We start from the raw sequence: 18404 nt of genomic DNA on the forward strand, positions 1-18404 counted from the left end.
GCTGGTCCGCGATCACTCGATCCGGTGACTCAGCTGCGCAACGCGGCTCGGACCGATGTGCCGGTTCCGCTGCGGGTTCGCGCGCGGGTGTGCCGCGCGCCGATGCGATCCGCCGCGGTTGGTTGCTGGTGTCGAGGCGATTCCCAGTGCAAGCAGCGCGACCCCGTAGAGCAGCGGTAATCCGATGAACGCCAGGCCGACGTGCCACATCGATGGCGCTACCAGCAAGGTTCTGCCGCCCGGTGACAGCGATGCCCAGATAGTCGGTTCCGCGAGAATCGTTGCGGCACTTGCGGCCCATAGGGCGAGAACGTTGTTCATGTCACATCCCAACGTGTCGAGGCCAATTGCGTTCCTCCGGGACCCACTGTGCCGTGGGCGCATACGTATTCGCTGACGTCGAGCTGAACTTTGGGTTAACAAGTGGCTTTGCTCGTGCACGGAGGGTGTGAGTTTGCGGCGAGTTTGCTATCGACGGCTATTGTGGCTGTCGGGTCGGGATGCGCTGGTCGTAGAGCGCGCGCCTGAGCAGGGGGCAAACTATGCGTACGTCGTCGATGTCGCGTCTCGGGTGGACGCTGGGTGCTGTCGTGCTGGTCGTCGCCCTGGCGGGCTCGGGGCTGCTGTCGAAGCGCGACAGTGTGTTGCTCGATGACGTTGCCCAATTGGCTGGGGGTTCGACAGCAACTGCAGTTTGCTGGTGGACTGCGCGCCGACGGCTGGGAGCCGAACGCCGCTGGCGATTGTTGATGGCCATCGGAATGGCTGGTTGGACGGTCGGGATGGTGTTCTGGGCGCTGTATCGGTCGGTGTTGCATGTCCCTTTGCCGTCGCCGTCGATCGCTGATCTGGGATTCTTCACCCTGCCGCTGATGGCCTTGCCCGCGCTGTTCGTGCTGACCGGCGAGACGCCGTGGCGTGCCGAAGTCGGTTCTCGTCATGTGTGGGCGGTGTCGTTACTCGACAGTGCGGTGATCGTCGGCTCGATGTTCGTCGTCGCATGGGCGACCACCCTCGGCGCGGTTGTGCACGCCGGTGCCGAAACGACCCTGGGGCTGGTCGTCGCTATGTGCTACCCGGTTACCGACTTCGTCATGGTGACCGCCTTCGTCGGGTTGTGGGCCATGGGTCGCATTCCTGCGCGGTTCCGATCGCAGACTCGCCTGCTCGGGGCGGGCATGGTCATGCTGGTTTTGTCCGACGGCGCCTTTGCCTATCTCGTGGCAAGCGGCGCCACCGAGATTCCCACCCTCGCGGACGCCGGCTTCATCGCCGGTCCGGTATTGATCGCCTTGGCTGCCGCGACGCCGGCGGATCAGGTGGTTGCGGAGGGTGATTCCCGGACGATGTCGCTACAGCGAACGCACTTGGTGCTCCCGTACATGTTGGTCGCAGTGCTCGCATCGGTTGCGACGTGGCGGCTCGTCGCGGGCCATACGGTCGACGCGCTGACGGTCTTCGCGGGCTGGTTCATCGTGTGTTGTCTGCTCGCGCGTCAAGTTCTCATCGTCGTCGAAAACAACGCGCTCGTACGGCAGATATCGGCTGCCCAGGCGGAGCTCACCTTTCGCGCTCATCATGATCCGCTGACGGGACTTGCCAATCGCGCGCTTCTCGACGAAAAGTTGGACGCAGCGCTGGAGCGGCATCGCCGCGACGGGGCCGGCGTGGCGCTGTTGGTAATCGACCTGGACGACTTCAAACCGATCAACGACACGTTGGGTCACGGCGTCGGCGACGAGCTGCTGAAAATCGTCGGGCAGCGAATGGTCGGTTGTGTTCGCGGGTCGGATACGGTCGCCCGGCTCGGCGGTGACGAGTTCGTGGTCCTGCTCGACACCACGACGGTCACAGCGCTCACCGTGATGGCTCGCATCGAGGCTGCGTTGGCCGAACCGTTCGCGGTCGACGACTTCGTCCTGGCTGTGCGTGCCAGCATCGGTCTAGCCGAAGCCGATGCGGATTCGGGGGAGTCGGCGAGCGATTTGATTCACCGGGCCGACTCGGCGATGTATGAAGGAAAGCGCAGCGACAAGGCTCGACGGATTCGCCGCAGCCACCCCGCGCGAGCGGAACGGACATAATGGACAGTGACCCCGCCCGGCTAGACCCAACAGGAAGGCCTTAGCTGATGGACGTCACACCCCTTGTATGGGGCGTCACCTGCGTCGTAATTCTCGGCCTGTTCGTCTTCGACTTCTTCGCCCATGTGCGCACTCCGCACGAGCCGACCTTCCGCGAGTCCGCGACGTGGTCGGCGGTGTATATCGCAATCGCGCTCCTCTTCGGCGTCATCGTGATCTGGGCGTGGGGCGGTACCTACGGCGGGGAGTACTACGCCGGCTACGTCACCGAGAAAGCACTCTCGGTCGACAACCTCTTCGTCTTCGTGATCATCATGTCGACCTTTGCAGTACCGCGGCAGTACCAGCAGAAGGTGCTGCTGATCGGCATCGTGATGGCACTCGCCATGCGCGGCATCTTCATCGCGGTGGGCGCAGCGGCGATCAATGCGTACAGCTGGGTCTTCTATCTGTTCGGTCTGTTCCTCGTGTACACCGCGTACAAGCTGATCCGCGAGGCCGGTCACGAACAGGAAGCCGAGGAGGAACGCGACAACCGAATCATCCGGCTCGCGAAGCGGTACCTGCCGACGACCGAAGAATTCGACGGCGACAAGCTGGTTACCAAGATCAACGGCAAGCGCCTCGTGACTCCGCTGCTGCTGGCACTGATCGCGATCGGGTTCACCGACATCCTGTTCGCACTCGACTCGATTCCGGCGATCTACGGCCTCACCGAGCAGCCGTACATCGTCTTCACGGCCAATGCCTTCGCGCTCATGGGACTACGTCAGTTGTACTTCCTGATCGGCGGACTGCTCGAGCGTCTGGTGTACCTGTCCTACGGACTCTCGCTGATTCTCGCGTTCATCGGCGTGAAACTCGTACTCCACGCGTTGCACGAGAACACCTTGCCGTTCGTCAATGGTGGTGAAGCAGTGAGCGTGCCCGAGATCTCGACGGGGCTGTCACTGCTGGTGATCCTGGGGGTATTGGTCGTCACCGCCGTGGCGAGCCTGTTGAAGACCCGAAACGCCACGAAGGCCTGACGGTTCGGTTGGCGTCACCTCAGCCGCACCCCTTTTTGGGGGAGCCCCGGCGTGTCGTTCGGCAAGTCGGGGTGCGGGTCCCGAGAAGGGGTGCGGCTGAGGGGGTGCTTGGCGTGTGAACCCGCGACGCGCCGGGTTACCCGCCGACCAGGCCCTTAGCGGAGCGTCGGCCGGGTAGATCGCCCCGGATCATCCTGTTCGGCTGGCGAACCCCGTGTGGTGCTTTGAGCCGCAACCCTTTTTGGGGGAGCCCCGGCGTGTCGTTCGGCAAGTCGGGGTGCGGATCCCGAGAAGGGGTGCGGCTGAGTGAACCCGCCGACCAGGCCCTTAGCGGAGCGTCGGCCGGGTAGATCGCCCCGGATCATCCTGTTCGGCTGGCGAACCCCGTGTGGTGCTTTGAGTCGCACCCCTTTTTGGGGGAGCCCCGGCGTGTCGTTCGGCAAGTCGGGGTGCGGATCCCGAGAAGGGGTGCGGCTGAGGGGGTGCTTGGCGGGTGAACCCGCGACGCGCCGGGTTACCCGCCGACCAGGCCCTTAGCGGAGCGTCGGCCGGGTAGATCGCCCCGGATCATCCCGTTCGGCTGGCGAACCCCGTGTGGTGCGGCTGAAGGGGTACTCGGCGTGTGAACCCGCTGCGCCAGGGTGCGGAATTCACCACCTCTGGGTCCTGTTGTGCGACGCAACTACGTTCGAGACTGAATTCGGCACTATTCCGGCGAATCCGAACGTAGGTCTCAATGAACAATTCGACAGTTTCACCTCGGCGCAGCGGGTTCCCCGCTGATGCGTTAATTCGGTTCGCCGCACGGATGATCGATATCGTGATCGTCGGGGCTGTGTTGTGGATCGTCGCAATACCGCTCGGCATGATGGACAACGGTTTGCCGAAGAAAGCCCTGGCAGCCACACTCTTCGCCGTCCTGATGTTGACCTACTTCGTCGGCTTCGAGGTCACCAAAGGCACCAGTCCCGGCAAGAAACTGCTGGGCCTATACGTGTGTGGCCCAGGTGGGGCACACAAACCCGATTTTCACGCATCGGTGCTGCGGAACAGTTTCGTGTTGCTGATCCTCTTTTATGCAGTGCCGATCATCGGTGACTGGCCTTGGGGCATTGCCGTCACGGTCATCGGCATTTCGATCTTCGCCAGCCCGGCGAAGCAAGGACTGCACGACAAAATTGCCGGTGGCACACAGGTGATCGATGTCCGCCATGGGGCGGCAATGCGCGCTTAGGCGCTACAGCACAACTACCGAACGCAGGACCTCACCCGCGTGCATGGCGTCGAATGCCTTCTCCACTTGGTCGAGTGCGATGCGTTCGCTGACGAACCGGTCGAGCGGCAACCGGCCCTGGGCGTGCAGGTCGATGAGCATGGGGAAGTCGCGCTCGGGCAGGCAGTCGCCGTACCAGGACGACTTCAGCGCGCCACCGCGGGAGAAGAAGTCGATGAGTGGCATCTCGAGGGTCATGTCCGGAGTCGGCACGCCGACCAGTACGACGGTGCCCGCGAGGTCGCGAGAGTAGAACGCCTGCTTCCACGTTTCCGGCCTGCCGACCGCATCGATCACGACGTCCGCGCCGAAGCCGTCGGTCAACTCCTGGACCGTCTCGACCACGTCTTCGGATCCCGCATCGAGGATGTGCGTCGCACCGAACTGCTTCGCCCACTCCAGCTTTCGTGGGTCGCGGTCGATCGCGATGATCATCCTGGCGCCTGCCAGCCGAGCGCCGGCGATTGCAGCATCCCCGACGCCGCCGCAGCCGATTACGGCGACCGTGTCACCGCGGGACACGTTGCCGGTGTTCATGGCCGCACCGATGCCGGCCATTACGCCGCAGCCCAGGAGGCCGGCCACGGCCGGGTCGGTGTCGGCGTCGACCTTCGTGCACTGGCCCTCGTGCACGAGCGTCTTGTCGGAGAACGCACCGATTCCGAGCGCCGGGCTCAGTTCGGTGCCGTCGGCGAGCGTCATCTTCTTGCTCGCGTTGTGTGTGGCGAAGCAGTACCAGGGGCGACCGCGCTTACATGCTCGGCAATCGCCGCATACCGCGCGCCAGTTCAGGATGACGAAGTCGCCGACCCCAACGTGTGTGACAGCCTCGCCGACCGTCTCGACCACGCCGGCCGCCTCGTGCCCCAGCAGGAACGGGAACTCGTCGTTGATGCCGCCTTCGCGGTAGTGCAGGTCGGTGTGGCATACGCCGCACGCCTGCACCTGGACGACCACGTCTTGCGGGCCGGGATCGGGAATGACGATCTCGACGAGCTCGACCGGTGCTCCTTTGCTGCGAGCGATGACGCCGCGCACGGTCTCGGGCACAAAATCCTCCTACGTCAGGGGTGCGGCGACTGGGCGTCGCTCGATCTGCTTGCGATACCGCGTGAACACGCGGGGGCTGTCGATGGCGAATACGGCGACCGGTTCGCCGGCTCGCTCGTATACGGCCGTAAAGGTAGCTGTGGACGGGTCGCCTTCGACGAAGCGGACCTCGTCGGTCGGGCTGCACCGACCTGCGAATTGGAGCATTCGGCCGTATTGCCGCGACCAGAAGTACGGCGCTCCGGCGGCCTTGTGCGTCGCGCCGACGATGGCGGCGGCCGCGATTCTTGCTTGTGCGGTGGCGTTGGTCCAATGCTCGGAGCGATGGTGCGAGCCGGCGGACTCGTCGTAAGAGCGGGCGCAGTCGCCGATCGCATAGATGCCGGGAACCGATGTACGGCAGAGCGGATCGGTGACGAAGCCGTTGTCGATGTGCAGCTGCGAGCCGTTCGCCCATTCGGTGTTGGGGACCGCGCCGATCCCGACGACGACCACGTCGGCGGGCACAACCGTTCCGTCCGTCAGCTGGACTGCCCCGACCCGCTTGTCGCCGACGAACCGGTCGACCGCCACGCCGGTGAGCAGTCGAACGCCGTTGGCTGCGTGCAGGCCCGCGCAGAGGGACCCGATGTGCGGGCCGAGGATCGACTCGAGCGGCGCGGAAGAAATCTCGATGACCGTGACCGAAAGACCGTGGGCAGCCGCGCTCGATGCAACCTCGGCGCCGATGAACCCGGCGCCGACGACTACCAGCGATCGCGCCGAGCGCAGGGAAGTGCGGAGCGCGCGAGCATCGTCGACGGTTCGGAGCGTGTGGATGCCGTCGAGTGCGTGCGCGCTCGGCAGGGTTCGAGCGCGAGCGCCGGTCGCGATGACGACCGATTCCGCTGCGAGTCGCGTCCCGTCCTCGAGAATGACGACATGCCCACCGAAATCGGTCGAAATTTCGATCGCCCGCCGCCCGAGCAGCCACGTGGTGTCGGCGTCCGCCTCATCGTCTTCGCCGCCGAGTGAAATGTCGATGTCGTCGTGCAGGAATTCCTTCGACAGCGGCGGCCGGTCGTACGGCGGATGCAGTTCATCGCCGACCACGGTGATCGGTCCGCGGTGCCCCTGCTCGCGCAGTGCGCGCACCGCTGACAATCCGGCGAGGGATGCGCCGATCACGACCACAGAGCTGGAACTCATGACACCGCCACCCGAATAGCACCGTCGACGACGTAGACGGGATGGGTGCGCACGCCGACCTTCGCGGGCGGTCCCGACACCTGACCGGTCCGCAGATCGAAGCAGGACTCGTGCAGCGGGCACTCGACGGTGCAGTTCTCGACCCAGCCGTCGGCGAGGGATGCGTCCTGATGGGTGCACGTGTCGTCGATCGCGTACAGACCTTCGTCGGTGTTGAAAACTGAAATCGGTTCGCGGCCAACGGGTCGCAGCGTGACGACCTCGCCGACCGGCAAGTCGTCCAGGCGTGCGACGAACAGGTCTGTGCTCAGCACGTCCGGGACGTGTGCGATGGAATCCATCAACCCTCCATTGAGTTGCGTATAGCGCAACTACAAGCGCATTACGCAACAGTCTCCTAGACCTCCCGCATCTCGTCAACCCCGGGAAGGTGGGTAAAAATCCCCAGGCTGCAGCGGTTGACAGACGAATGCCGGAGGATCACCATTTGTTGCGTAATGCACAGGCGTTGCGCAATAAGCAACATCGGAGGATAGCCTTGGCTCAGCCGAAAGTCGTCGTAATCGGCGCCGGAATCGTCGGGACGTCGCTGGCGGACGAAATCACTGCGCGGGGCTGGACCGACGTCACCGTGCTCGACCGCGGACCGCTCTTCGCCACCGGCGGATCCACTTCGCACGCACCGGGATTGGTGTTCCAGACGAATCCGTCGAAGACGATGACGGAGTTCGCGAAATACACCACCGAGAAGTTCGGTGCCTTGACGCACCCCGACGGGTGGGCGTTCAACGCGGTCGGCGGTCTGGAAGTCGCGACGACCCCGCTGCGCATGGCCGACCTGCACCGCAAGGCCGGCTGGGCCAAGTCGTGGGGGATCGAGGGCCGGTTGCTCGACGCCGCGGAGTGCGCCGCGCTGCATCCTCTGCTCGACGCCGATCGCATACTCGGTGGCTTCCACACTCCGGCGGACGGTCTGGCCAAGGCGCTGCGCGCGGCCGAGGCGCAGGCGCGGCAGGCGACCGCCCGCGGCGCTACGTTCCGCCCCTATCAAGAAGTCTTGGGCATCGTGTCGCGCAATGGGCGGGTGGCGGGCGTGCAGACGGCCGACGCGATCATCGACGCGGACATCGTCGTGTGCGCAGCGGGCTTCTGGGGTGCCCAGCTCGCGAAGCAGGTGGGCCTCGTCGTGCCGCTCGTGCCGATGGCGCACCAGTATGCGAAGACCGGGCAGGTCGCCCCGCTGGTCGGTCGGAACACAGAGGTCGGCGAAGCGAGCCTGCCGATCCTCCGGCACCAGGATCAGGACCTCTACTTCCGTGAGCATGGTGACCGGATCGGAATCGGTTACTACGGCCACAAACCGATGCCCGTCGACATGTCCACACTGCTCGCCGACACGGCGGGCGAGGCGATGCCGTCGATGCTGCCCTTCACCGACGAGGACTTCGCACCCGCATGGCGCGAGTCCATGGAACTTCTTCCAGTGCTGGGAGATTCGAAGGTCGAGGAGGGTTTCAACGGCATCTTCTCGTTCACGCCGGACGGCTTCTCTATCATGGGTGAGCATCGGGAACTTGCCGGCTTCTGGGTTGCCGAGGCGGTCTGGGTCACGCACTCCGCAGGTGTGGCCAAGGCGATGGCGGAATGGATAATCGAGGGCGCACCGCACACCGATGTCCACGAATGCGATCTGTACCGGTTCGAGGAAGTCGCGCGTAGCGACAAGTTCATCCTCGAGACGAGTTCGCAGGCATTTGTCGAGGTCTACGACATCGTTCACCCGCATCAGTACCGAACAGCGTTGCGAGGCTTACGAACAAGCCCGTTCTATCAGCGTCAGCAGGAACTCGGCGCCTACTTCTTCGAGGGTGGCGGCTGGGAGCGTCCGGCCTGGTACGAGGCCAATGCCGAACTGGCGCAGCGACTTCGCGACGATGGTGTGCCCTTCCCCGAGCGCGACGACTGGTCGAGCCGGTTCTGGTCGCCGATCTCGATCGCCGAAGCAAAGTGGACGCGTGAGCGCGTCGCGATGTTCGACATGACGCCGCTGACCCGCTACGAGGTGAGTGGCCCCGGTGCGCTCGAGTTGCTGCAACGGCTGACGACGAACAATTTGGACAAGACTGTCGGCTCGGTCACCTACACCCTGCTGCTGGACGAAAACGGCGGCATACGCAGTGATCTCACCGTCGCTCGCCTCGCACCGACGTTGTTCCAGGTCGGTGCGAACGGTCCGCTGGACTTCGATTGGATCACCCGTCACCTGCCTGCCGACGGGAGCGTGACCCTGCGCGACAGCACCGGCTCGACCTGCTGTGTCGGTGTCTGGGGGCCCGCGGCGCGAGAGTTGGTGCAGCCGTTGTGCGCCGACGATCTGTCCCATCAGGCGTTCAAGTACTTCCGTGCGCTGCAGACCTACCTCGGCGCGATTCCGGTCACCATGATGCGCGTGTCCTACGTCGGCGAACTCGGTTGGGAGATCTACACGACTGCCGAATACGGCGCCGCGCTATGGGACCTCCTCTGGGCAGCGGGTCAGGCGCACGACGTGATCGCCGCAGGCCGAATCGCATTCAACAGCCTGCGAATCGAGAAGGGCTACCGCGGCTGGGGGAGCGACATGACCACCGAGCATCTACCCGCGGCGGCCGGTGTCGACTTCGCGGTCCGAATGACCAAGGACGACTTCGTCGGCAAAGAGGCTCTGGAGAGGGCTGCGCCGCCCGCAAAGATCTTGCGCAGCATCGTGTTCGACGAACCGTCGGCAGTCGTGCTCGGCAAGGAACCGGTCTTCGTCGGCGGAGAGTGCGCAGGCTACGTCACCAGTGCCGGCTACTCCGCGACCATCGGCCGGAGCATCGCCTACGCGTGGTTGCCAGCAGCGACCGCGCCAGGAGACCCCGTCGAGGTCGACTATCGCGGCACCCGCTACACCGCCGCCGTCCATGCGGAGCCCGTCGTGGACCCCGACATGTCCAGAATTCGGAGGTAGCGACATGGCACATGCGACCTCCGGCTACGACGTCATCGTCATCGGGCTCGGCGGAATGGGAAGCGCCGCTGCGTATCACCTCGCCGCGCGCGGTCAGCGCGTGCTGGGCCTGGAGAAGTTCACGCCTGCGCACGACAAGGGCTCGAGCCACGGTGGTTCTCGCATCATCCGGCAGTCCTATTTCGAGGACCCGGCATACGTTCCGCTGCTGCTCCGGTCCTACGAACTCTGGGAGAAACTGGCGCACGATGCCGAGCGTGAGGTGTACCGCCTGACGGGCGGACTCTTCATCGGACCGCCGGACTGCCTCACGGTCGCGGGCAGCCTGCGCGCAAGCCGTGAATGGTCTTTGGAGCACGAGGTTCTCGACGCCGGGGAACTGCGGCGGCGCTTCCCGAACTACACGCCGAACGACGGTGATCTCGCTGTCTACGAAGCCAAGGCCGGCTTCGCACGGCCGGAGCTGACCGTGCAGGCGCACATCGACCTCGCCCTTCGCGCCGGTGCGACGTTGTCCTTCGGTGAGGAGGTGCTCGGCTGGAAGGAGACCGGTACCGGCGTCACCGTCACGACGTCACGCGCTACCTATTCTGCTGGCCAGGTGGTGATCTGTCCCGGCGCGTGGGCGCCACAGTTGTTGGCGGAGTTCGGAATTCCGATCACCGTCGAACGTCAGGTGCTCTATTGGCTCGAGCCGGTCGGCGGTACGGCCGCGTTCGAAGGCCAGCCGATCTTCATCGACGAGAACGCTTCCGGGATGCAGATCTACGGGTTCCCCGCCATCGACGGACCTGCCGGCGGCGTCAAGGTCGCCTTCTTCCGCAAGGGCATCGAATGCACTCCGGAGACGATCGACCGCGTCGTACACCCACACGAAATACAGGAAATGCGCGACCGGGTCGGTGAGCTGCTGCCCGCGCTCGACGGTCCGAGCGTTCATTCGGCAACCTGCATGTACTCGAACACCCCCGACCAGCACTTCGTCATCGCCCGCCACCCGGACTGCGCGAATGTGACTGTCGCGTGCGGATTCTCAGGACATGGCTTCAAGTTCGTCCCGGTTGTCGGAGAAATCCTCGCCGACCTCGCGACCGACGGGCGGACGAAGCACCCCATCAAGCTCTTCGATCCGCAAAGGCTGGTGACCGTGTGACCGCGGCCGAACTGCCGCCCCTGACGGCACCCGCTCTGATCCCGACCCTTGGTGGCGAGTATTACTGCAGCGAAGAGATTTTCGCTGCAGAACAAGAACACGTCTTCGAATCGATGTGGTTCTGTGCGGTGCGGACGAGTGATCTCGCGGAGCCGGGACAGTTCAAGAAGGTGCAGGTCGGGCGCGAGAGCGTGCTGATCGTCCGGGGTAGGGACAAGGGGCTGCGCGCGTTTCTGAACATCTGCAGGCATCGGGGCGCGATGTTGTGTACCGAGTCCGAAGGTCAGGTACGCCGAAACCTGCAGTGCCCGTACCACGCGTGGACCTACGGCCTGGACGGCAAGCTCGTCGCGGCACCGAACATGTCGACGCTCAAGGACGAGACAGGCGCGGACATCGACCGCGTCCGATATGGACTCGTGCCGGTCGCGTTGCGCGAGTGGCTCGGCTACGCCTGGGTGTGCTTGGCGGACCAGCAGCCCTCGTTCGAAGAAGAAGTCATCGGAGCGGTCACGCAGCGATTGGGCGACGCTGCGGTGATCGATCGCTACGAAATAGACGGTCTGCAGGTGGGCCGCCGCGTGGTCTACGACGTCGCGGCGAACTGGAAACTCATCGTCGAGAACTTCATGGAGTGCTACCACTGCGCGACCATCCACCCAGAACTCACCGAGGTCCTACCCGAGTTCGCGGACGGTCTCGCGGCTCAGTACTTCGTCGGCCACGGCGCCGAGTTCGGCTCGGAGATTGCCGGATTCACCGTCGACGGGAGGGCGGGGTTCGATCGTCTGCCCGGGGTCGGTGCCGATCAGGATCGCCGCTACTACGCGATCACCGTGCGGCCGACTGTCTTCGTGAATCTGGTCCCCGACCACATCATCTTCCACCGGATGTTCCCACTCGGACCGGACCGGACAGTCGTCGAATGCGACTGGCTCTACACCTCCGATGTGGTCGCGCAGGGGCGCGACGTGTCCCGCTCGGTCGAGTTGTTCCACCGCGTGAACCAACAAGATTTCGACGCATGTGAGCGAACACAACCGGCGATGTCCTCGCGGGCATACCGTAACGGGGGAGTACTCGTTCCCGCCGAACATCACATCGCAGAGTTCCACGAGTGGTTGCTCGGCCGAATCGGCAACGCGAGGAGCTGACATGAACGGTGAGCCGGACCTGTTGGTCGGCGGTACCTGGAGCCACGCCTCGGACGGCGGCACGAGGGAGATCATCAATCCAGCCGACGGCAGTGTCGCGGCGACCGTGGACGAGGCCACAGCCGACGATGCGCGCCGGGCAGTCTCCGCCGCCCGCACTACGTTCGACGCCGGAACGTGGCCGGCCACGCCGGTGGCCGAGCGTTCGGCGCTGCTGGCCCGCATCGTCGACCTGCTCGAGCGGGACAAGGAAGCGCTGGCGCGCGTCGAGACGCTGGACACCGGAAAGACCCTGGTGGAGAGCCGGATCGATATCGACGACATCATCTCGGTATTCCGGTTCTACTCGCAGTTGGTCGGTGTCGAGGCCGACCGTCTGATCGACGTAGGGGATCCGACGGTGATCAGTCGGGTCGTGCGCGAGCCGATCGGCGTATGCGTCCTGATTGCGCCGTGGAACTACCCGCTGCTGCAGATGTCGTGGAAGATCGCGCCCGCATTGGCGGCCGGTTGCACCATGGTTGCCAAGCCGAGCGAGGTCACGCCGCTGAGCACCATCGCCTTCGTCCGTCTCGCCGAAGAGGCGGGTGTCCCCGACGGAGTGCTGAACCTGGTGCAGGGCAGCGGCGCCGTGCTCGGCGCCGCGCTCACCGACAATCCGGACGTCGACTTCATCTCGTTCACCGGAGGGCTCGCGACCGGCAGGACGATCGCAAAGGTCGCCGCCGAGCACGTGACGAAGGTGGCGGTCGAACTGGGCGGCAAGAATCCCCACATCGTGTTCGCGGATGCGGACTGGGAAAGCTCCGTCGATCAGGTGCTGACCGGCGTCTTCTTGCACTCCGGTCAGGTGTGCTCGGCGGGGACGCGGCTTATCGTCGAGGATTCCATCGCGGACGACTTCGTTGCCGAATTGGCGAATCGCGCAGAGAAGATCCGCGTGGGCAATGGGCTCGATCCGGCGAGCGAGACCGGTCCGCTCGTTTCCGAGCAGCATCGTGCCAAGGTGGAAGCCTTTGTCGAGCTGGGCATCTCGGAGGGTGCAAAGTTGGTTGCCGGTGGCACCCGGCCGAGCGATCCGGCGCTGGCGAGTGGCAGTTTCTATCGGCCCACTATCTTCGATCGCTGCGATCGATCGATGCGGATCGTTGCGGAGGAGACCTTCGGGCCGATTCTGACGGTCGAGCGGTTCGAGACGGAAGCAGACGCGATCCGACTGGGCAACGACACCGAGTACGGCCTCGCAGCCGGGGTACGGACCTCTGACGCCGCGCGCGGCGAGCGGGTTGTGCGCGCGCTGCGGCACGGCACAGTGTGGCTCAACGACTTCGGCTACTACACCGCGGCAGCCGAGTGGGGTGGGTTCAAGAAGTCGGGCAACGGAAGGGAACTCGGGCCGACCGGGCTCGCGGAATACCAAGAGATCAAACACATCTGGCACAACACGGCGCCGAAGCCGGCCGGCTGGTTCAAAGGGGATTGATTCTTCGTTTCGAGTTCGGTCGGAACATCCAGTCCCGGCCCTCACCGCGAAAGAGGCACGGCAACATGGTAGTTACGGAACAGGGCCTGTCCGGCGACAATGGGATGGAGGATTTCGGCTACAAGGAATCCCTCGACCGCAGCATCGGCAAGTTCGCGAGCTTCGCTGCAGGCGTCAGCTATATCTCCATCCTCACCGGCACCTTCCAGCTCTTCTACATCGGATTCGGCAACGCCGGCCCAGCCTACTTGTGGTCGTGGCCAATGGTTTTCGTCGGCCAGATGGCGGTTGCCCTCTGCTTCATGGAGCTCGCCGCAAAGTATCCGGTCGCCGGCGCCGTCTACAACTGGTCGAAGATCCTCGGTAGCAAGATCGTCGGCTGGTCCTCCGGCTGGCTCATGCTGACCGCGTCGATAGTCACGTTGTCCGCCGTGGTGCTCGCGCTGCAGCTCAACCTGCCCCGACTCTGGAGTGGGTTCCAGATCATCGGTGACGGATCGGGTGCGAAAGACTTTGCTGCCAACGCCGTGTTGCTCGGCGCGCTCATGATCGTCTTCACCACGACGATCAACGCGCTCGGTGTCCGGCTGATGGCGCGGATCAACAGCGCAGGTGTGTTCATCGAATTGATTGCAGCAGTGATGATTGCGATCATTCTGGCGATCAACATCGATCGCGGTCCGGACGTCTTCTTCAGCACCAACGGATATGGCGCGGGGGAGAGCGGCGGCTACCTGGGCGCGTTCCTGATCGCGTCCCTCGCCTCCGGCTACGTGATGTACGGGTTCGATACAGCAAGCTCGTTGGGGGAGGAAACCGTCGAACCGCGGCGCACGGCACCGAAGGCGATCCTGCGGGCGATCTTGGCGTCGTTCGTCATCGGCGGAGCGATTCTCGTCTTCGCGATCATGGCCGCGCCCGACCTCAGTGACCCGCAACTCGGGGAAGCCAGCGGCAGTCTGCAATACATCGTCGAAGCAGTGATGTGGGGACCGCTCGGCGATATCTTCCTGATCTGCATCGTGGTTGCGGTGACCGTCTGCTCGCTCGCAGTCCACACCGCAGCGATCCGGTTGACCTTCGCGATGGCGCGTGACAACGCACTTCCGTTCGGCGAGAAGCTCGCTCGTGTCCACCCCAAGACGCAGACACCGATCGTGCCTGCTGTCGTGATCGGCGTTTTGGCCGTGCTGATCCTGGTCGTCAACGTCGGCCAGCCGAACATCTTCACGGTGCTGACATCGATCGCGATCATCATGATCTACCTGGCCTACCTGATGGTCACCGGTCCGCTGTTGGTGAAGCGGTTCAAAGGCCAGTGGCCGCCGAAGGATCTGAAGGCAGGCGGCTATTTCACAATGGGCAGGTGGGGGATGTTCGTCAATATCGTCGCCGTCCTGTGGGGCGCAGGAATGGCTCTGAACCTCGCGTGGCCGCGCGAGGCGATCTACGGAACGCCCTGGTACAACACCTGGGGCGCGTTCGTCTACATCGGTGGCATTCTCGGTGTCGGTCTGCTTTGGTACGGCGTGAAGGGCCGCCACCATATCGGCACGCTCGCGTCACACGCGGCAGCGCCGAAAGCGGGCGCGGAGGTCGCCGATGTCTGACACCGTTTTCGACTACGTGATCGCCGGCGGCGGTACTGCCGGATGCGTGCTCGCCGCGCGCCTCAGCGAGGACCCGGATGTGACCGTCTGCCTCGTCGAAGCGGGCCCGTCCGACGTCGGAGACCGCAGCATTCTCGAACTCGCACAGTGGATGCACCTGCTCGACTCCGGTTACGACTGGGACTACCCGATCGAACCGCAGGAACGCGGCAACAGCTTCATGCGCCACGCCAGGGCGAAAGTGCTCGGCGGCTGTTCGTCGCACAACTCGTGCATCGCGTTCTGGCCGCCCGCGGAGGGCTTGGACGACTGGGCCGCCATGGGTGCAAAGGGCTGGAACGCGACAGACGTGCTGCCCTACGTCACGCGGCTCGAGAACAACGATGCGCCGGGTGACCAGCACGGTCACAGCGGTCCGGTGCGGCTGCGTGACATCCCGCCCAACGACCCCTGTGGCGCGGCGGTCCTCGAAGCCGCTGCGGCGGTTGGGCTGCCGACCGTTGCGTTCAACCGTGGCGAGACAGTTCGCAACGGCGCCGGCTGGTTCCAGATCAATGCGAGCGAAGACGGCAATCGAATGTCGACGTCGCATGCCTACCTGCATCCGATTCTGGGCAAGCGGCCCAATCTCGAGGTGCGTACGGGGTGCTGGGTCAGCGAGATCTTGTTCGACGATGCATTGGGCGCCACCGGAGTTCGCTATCAGCGGCCCGACCTCACGGGCTACGACACTGTGTCCGCGAAACGGGAAGTGATCGTCACGGCGGGTGCAATCGATACGCCGAAGTTGTTGATGCTTTCGGGAATCGGTCCCGCCGAGCACTTGCGCGAGATCGGCGTGGCTGTGCGAGTCGACTCGCCCGGTGTCGGGTCGAACCTCGACGACCACGTCGAAGGTCTCGTGTTCTGGGAAGCCGCGAAGCCGATGGTCACGACGTCGACGCAGTGGTGGGAGATCGGGCTTTTCACCACGATCGACGAGTCGCAGAACCAGCCGGACCTGATGATGCACTACGGCAGCGTGCCCTTCGACATGAACACGCTGCGCCGGGGCTACCCGACGACCGACAATGGTTTCTGCTTGACGCCCAACGTCACTCAGGGGCTGTCGCGCGGTACGGTCCGGCTCCGCAGCCTGGATTACCGGGACCGGCCGAAGGTCGATCCGCGCTACTTCACGGATCCCGACGGGCACGACGAACGGATCATGCTGGCCGGAATTCGGTTGGCGCGCAAGATCGCCGATCAAGCCCCGCTTCGCGAGTGGATCGCCCGCGAGCTGGCTCCGGGGCCCGACGCAACTACCGACGACGAACTGCTGGCCTACATCCATGCCACGCACAACACCGTCTATCACCCCGCGGCGACTGCCCGGATGGGAGCGATCGACGATCCGATGGCGGTGCTCGACCCCGAGTTGCGGGTGAAGGGCGTGTCCCGACTTCGCGTAGTCGACGCGTCGGCTATGCCGAAACTGCCTGCGGTGAACCCGAATATTACTGTTATGACCATGGCAGAGAAGTGCGCGGATCTCATCCGAACGACGTGAGACGAAAGTGCCGACCGAGGCCGGACTAGCGGCCTTTCTGGGCGACCACGCCCCGTTCCAGACGATGTCCCGCCGCGAGCTCGAGGAGCTCGCGGCGGAGTCGTCGGTGCAAGAGTTTCCTGCCGGCGCAATGGTCATGGACTATGCCGTGCAGGTGCCCGACGACATCTGGATGGTCTGTACAGGGCACGTCAGCCTGCAGGCGAGCGCCGACGGGTCCGCGATCGACACTGTCGAATCGGGCGGAATCTTCGGTTACGTTCCACTACTCACCGGTAGCGGTGCGGACTTTTCAGCCCGGACGACCGAACCGAGCACGCTGATCCGATTGCCGGGCGCGCAGGTCCGTGCGCAGTTCGCCAAGCCTGCCGGTCTTGCGTTCCTCGCCTCGTCGGCATGGAACACGGTGTCCGGGAATCGAACTCCGATGGCACCGGTGTCGGACAGCCGGCCGGTCGGCGAGCTGGTGCACGGTGCGGTGGTCTTCGCGATCCCCGACACGAGCGTGCGCGACGCCGTCGTGCAGATGACCGAGCATCGTGTGTCGTACGTGCTGATCTCGCTGCCGCGCGGCGAACTGGGTATCTTCACCGACCGCGATCTGCGGTCACGCGTCGTCGCTGCGGGCCTGCCGGTGACCGTACCGGTCGCGCAGGTGATGAGTGCGCCCGCTCGGACCGTCACCGCCGATCTGACCGCCGAGACGGTATTGATGGACATGCTCGAATGCGGGCTCCGGCACATGCCGGTTCTCACGCAACGCGGCGAGGTGATCGGTGTCCTCGAAGACGCAGACCTGCTCGCCGCCTCGGCGCGGCAAAGTTTCGTACTCCGCCGCTCGATCGGCGCAGCGAAGGATGCGACCGAGTTGCAGCGCGTCGCGCGGGAAATCACCGGCACCGCAGTCGATCTGTTCCGTAACGGCACGAAAGCAACTGCGACGAGCGCCATTCTGTCGGTCGTCATCGACACCGTGGTCCGCAGGGCGCTAGAGATTGCACTCGCAGAGACCGACAATGCGCCGACGGAGGGATTCGCGTGGCTGACGCTCGGTAGCGTCGCTCGCCGCGAGGCGATGCCCTCGTCGGACGTGGACAGTGCGCTCTCGTGGATAGATGAACTCTCCTCTGCCGGTGGCCGATTGCGCGAACTCGCGAAGCGTGTGCACGCGATTCTCGACGCGAGCGGGTTACCGGCGGACAGCAACGGTGCGGTCGCCTCAAAGCCGAAGTTCGCCCGCTCTCAATCGGAATGGGCGAAGGCGGCCGAGGGTTGGCTCGGCGACCCACTGCACGATCGCGGGCTGATCATGTCGTCCCTGCTGATTGACGGACGCGTCGTGTGGGGTGACGCAGCGTGGCAAACGGTGCCCACCGCATACCGGCGCATTCGTTCGGAGCACCCCAATACGCTTCGTTTGCAGCTGCTCGATGCACTGTCGGGACGGGTGCGGACGCGTTCGCTGCGTGATGTTCTGTCACGGCGCGGCGGAACGTTCGACCTGAAGAATCACGCGCTGACGCCGATCGTCAACCTCGCCCGCTGGGGCGGACTGACCGCAGGAGTGGCGTCCGCGTCTACCCCGGTCCGGCTCGCGGCAGCCGCCGGCACAGGTGCGCTGAGTGATCGAGACGCGACGATTCTCGGTGAGGTTTTCACGATGCTCCAGCGCTTGCGCATGGCGCATCAGGTCGAGCAGCTGTCGGGCGGCCACAGCCCTGGCGACATCATCCTGATGTCCGAACTTTCGGCCCTGAATCGCAGTCTGCTCAACGACGCGTTGCGCGAGATCGTGGCTGTTCAGCGCCGTGTCGGGGACCTGGGGATGCCGACCGCCTAG

The 18404-nt window shown here is 64.6% G+C and carries 14 protein-coding genes; 10 read left to right on the forward strand and 4 right to left on the reverse strand.

Translation table 11 applies throughout. The features are described 5' to 3' along the window. Nucleotides 1-12: 12 nt before the first annotated feature. Entirely contained in the window at nt 13-321 is a 309-nt protein-coding gene (locus tag JGU72_RS18575) for a hypothetical protein (protein ID WP_199685499.1), read from the reverse strand. A gap of 221 nt (nt 322-542) precedes the next feature. Here JGU72_RS18575 and JGU72_RS18580 point away from each other — a divergent pair, with 221 nt between their 5' ends. The 3 genes from JGU72_RS18580 (at nt 543) to JGU72_RS18590 (ending at nt 4346) form a co-directional block, all read left to right on the forward strand. Next, complete coding sequence (locus JGU72_RS18580) at nt 543-2084, forward strand: GGDEF domain-containing protein (RefSeq protein WP_199685500.1); 1542 nt, start codon at nt 543-545, stop codon at nt 2082-2084. 47 nt (nt 2085-2131) lie between these two features. Next, on the forward strand, nt 2132-3112 hold the full coding sequence (locus JGU72_RS18585; RefSeq protein ID WP_199685501.1) for a TerC family protein: 981 nt from the start codon (nt 2132-2134) through the stop codon (nt 3110-3112). Nucleotides 3113-3848: 736 nt separating this feature from the next. Continuing rightward, entirely contained in the window at nt 3849-4346 is a 498-nt protein-coding gene (locus JGU72_RS18590; protein WP_199685502.1) for an RDD family protein, read from the forward strand. A 3-nt stretch (nt 4347-4349) separates the two neighbouring features. On the opposite strand, the gene JGU72_RS18595 is transcribed toward JGU72_RS18590, so the two are convergent. The 3 genes from JGU72_RS18595 to JGU72_RS18605 are packed head-to-tail and all read right to left on the reverse strand — an operon-like array spanning nt 4350 to nt 6964. Then, the gene (locus tag JGU72_RS18595; protein WP_199685503.1) at nt 4350-5435 is read right to left on the reverse strand and encodes an S-(hydroxymethyl)mycothiol dehydrogenase; all 1086 of its coding nucleotides are present in this window, start codon (nt 5433-5435) and stop codon (nt 4350-4352) included. 9 nt (nt 5436-5444) lie between these two features. Further along, complete coding sequence (locus JGU72_RS18600; RefSeq protein ID WP_199685504.1) at nt 5445-6623, reverse strand: NAD(P)/FAD-dependent oxidoreductase; 1179 nt, start codon at nt 6621-6623, stop codon at nt 5445-5447. Next, nucleotides 6620-6964: a bifunctional 3-phenylpropionate/cinnamic acid dioxygenase ferredoxin subunit gene (locus tag JGU72_RS18605; protein WP_199685505.1), complete on the reverse strand. Its 345-nt coding sequence runs from the start codon at nt 6962-6964 to the stop codon at nt 6620-6622. Before JGU72_RS18605 ends, JGU72_RS18600 begins: the two co-directional genes overlap by 4 nt. A gap of 197 nt (nt 6965-7161) precedes the next feature. On the opposite strand from JGU72_RS18605, the gene JGU72_RS18610 reads away from it, so the two are divergent. From JGU72_RS18610 to JGU72_RS18640, 7 genes are all read left to right on the forward strand, one after another. Continuing rightward, entirely contained in the window at nt 7162-9615 is a 2454-nt protein-coding gene (locus JGU72_RS18610) for a GcvT family protein (RefSeq protein WP_233532687.1), read from the forward strand. Nucleotides 9616-9619: 4 nt separating this feature from the next. After that, entirely contained in the window at nt 9620-10768 is a 1149-nt protein-coding gene (gene solA, locus JGU72_RS18615; RefSeq protein WP_199685507.1) for an N-methyl-L-tryptophan oxidase, read from the forward strand. Further along, nucleotides 10765-11922 carry an aromatic ring-hydroxylating oxygenase subunit alpha gene (locus JGU72_RS18620; RefSeq protein ID WP_199685508.1) on the forward strand — a complete coding sequence of 386 codons (1158 nt, stop codon included), beginning with the start codon at nt 10765-10767 and terminating at the stop codon, nt 11920-11922. The genes solA and JGU72_RS18620 overlap by 4 nt, the downstream gene beginning before the upstream one ends. Before the next feature lies 1 nt (nt 11923). Then, the gene (locus JGU72_RS18625) at nt 11924-13405 is read left to right on the forward strand and encodes an aldehyde dehydrogenase family protein (RefSeq protein WP_199685509.1); all 1482 of its coding nucleotides are present in this window, start codon (nt 11924-11926) and stop codon (nt 13403-13405) included. A gap of 65 nt (nt 13406-13470) precedes the next feature. Beyond that, entirely contained in the window at nt 13471-15015 is a 1545-nt protein-coding gene (locus tag JGU72_RS18630) for an APC family permease (RefSeq protein WP_199685510.1), read from the forward strand. Next, complete coding sequence (locus tag JGU72_RS18635) at nt 15008-16564, forward strand: GMC family oxidoreductase (protein WP_199685511.1); 1557 nt, start codon at nt 15008-15010, stop codon at nt 16562-16564. The genes JGU72_RS18630 and JGU72_RS18635 overlap by 8 nt, the downstream gene beginning before the upstream one ends. 64 nt (nt 16565-16628) lie before the next feature. Beyond that, nucleotides 16629-18404, forward strand: a complete 1776-nt coding sequence (locus tag JGU72_RS18640) for a putative nucleotidyltransferase substrate binding domain-containing protein (protein WP_199686075.1) — start codon at nt 16629-16631, stop codon at nt 18402-18404.

Source organism: Antrihabitans auranticaus (genome assembly GCF_016481275.1).
In the GTDB taxonomy this organism is placed as follows: domain Bacteria; phylum Actinomycetota; class Actinomycetes; order Mycobacteriales; family Mycobacteriaceae; genus Antrihabitans.

Excerpts from the sequence above, each read along its gene's own strand:
- solA (WP_199685507.1), top strand. The coding sequence starts at position 9,620 with ATGGCACATGCGACCTCCGGCTACGACGTCATCGTCATCGGGCTCGGC.
- JGU72_RS18605 (WP_199685505.1), bottom strand. The coding sequence starts at position 6,964 with ATGGATTCCATCGCACACGTCCCGGACGTGCTGAGCACAGACCTGTTC.
- JGU72_RS18585 (WP_199685501.1), top strand. The coding sequence starts at position 2,132 with ATGGACGTCACACCCCTTGTATGGGGCGTCACCTGCGTCGTAATTCTC.
- JGU72_RS18600 (WP_199685504.1), bottom strand. The coding sequence starts at position 6,623 with ATGAGTTCCAGCTCTGTGGTCGTGATCGGCGCATCCCTCGCCGGATTG.
- JGU72_RS18640 (WP_199686075.1), top strand. The coding sequence starts at position 16,629 with ATGTCCCGCCGCGAGCTCGAGGAGCTCGCGGCGGAGTCGTCGGTGCAA.
- JGU72_RS18580 (WP_199685500.1), top strand. The coding sequence starts at position 543 with ATGCGTACGTCGTCGATGTCGCGTCTCGGGTGGACGCTGGGTGCTGTC.
- JGU72_RS18575 (WP_199685499.1), bottom strand. The coding sequence starts at position 321 with ATGAACAACGTTCTCGCCCTATGGGCCGCAAGTGCCGCAACGATTCTC.
- JGU72_RS18630 (WP_199685510.1), top strand. The coding sequence starts at position 13,471 with ATGGTAGTTACGGAACAGGGCCTGTCCGGCGACAATGGGATGGAGGAT.
- JGU72_RS18625 (WP_199685509.1), top strand. The coding sequence starts at position 11,924 with ATGAACGGTGAGCCGGACCTGTTGGTCGGCGGTACCTGGAGCCACGCC.
- JGU72_RS18590 (WP_199685502.1), top strand. The coding sequence starts at position 3,849 with ATGAACAATTCGACAGTTTCACCTCGGCGCAGCGGGTTCCCCGCTGAT.
- JGU72_RS18635 (WP_199685511.1), top strand. The coding sequence starts at position 15,008 with ATGTCTGACACCGTTTTCGACTACGTGATCGCCGGCGGCGGTACTGCC.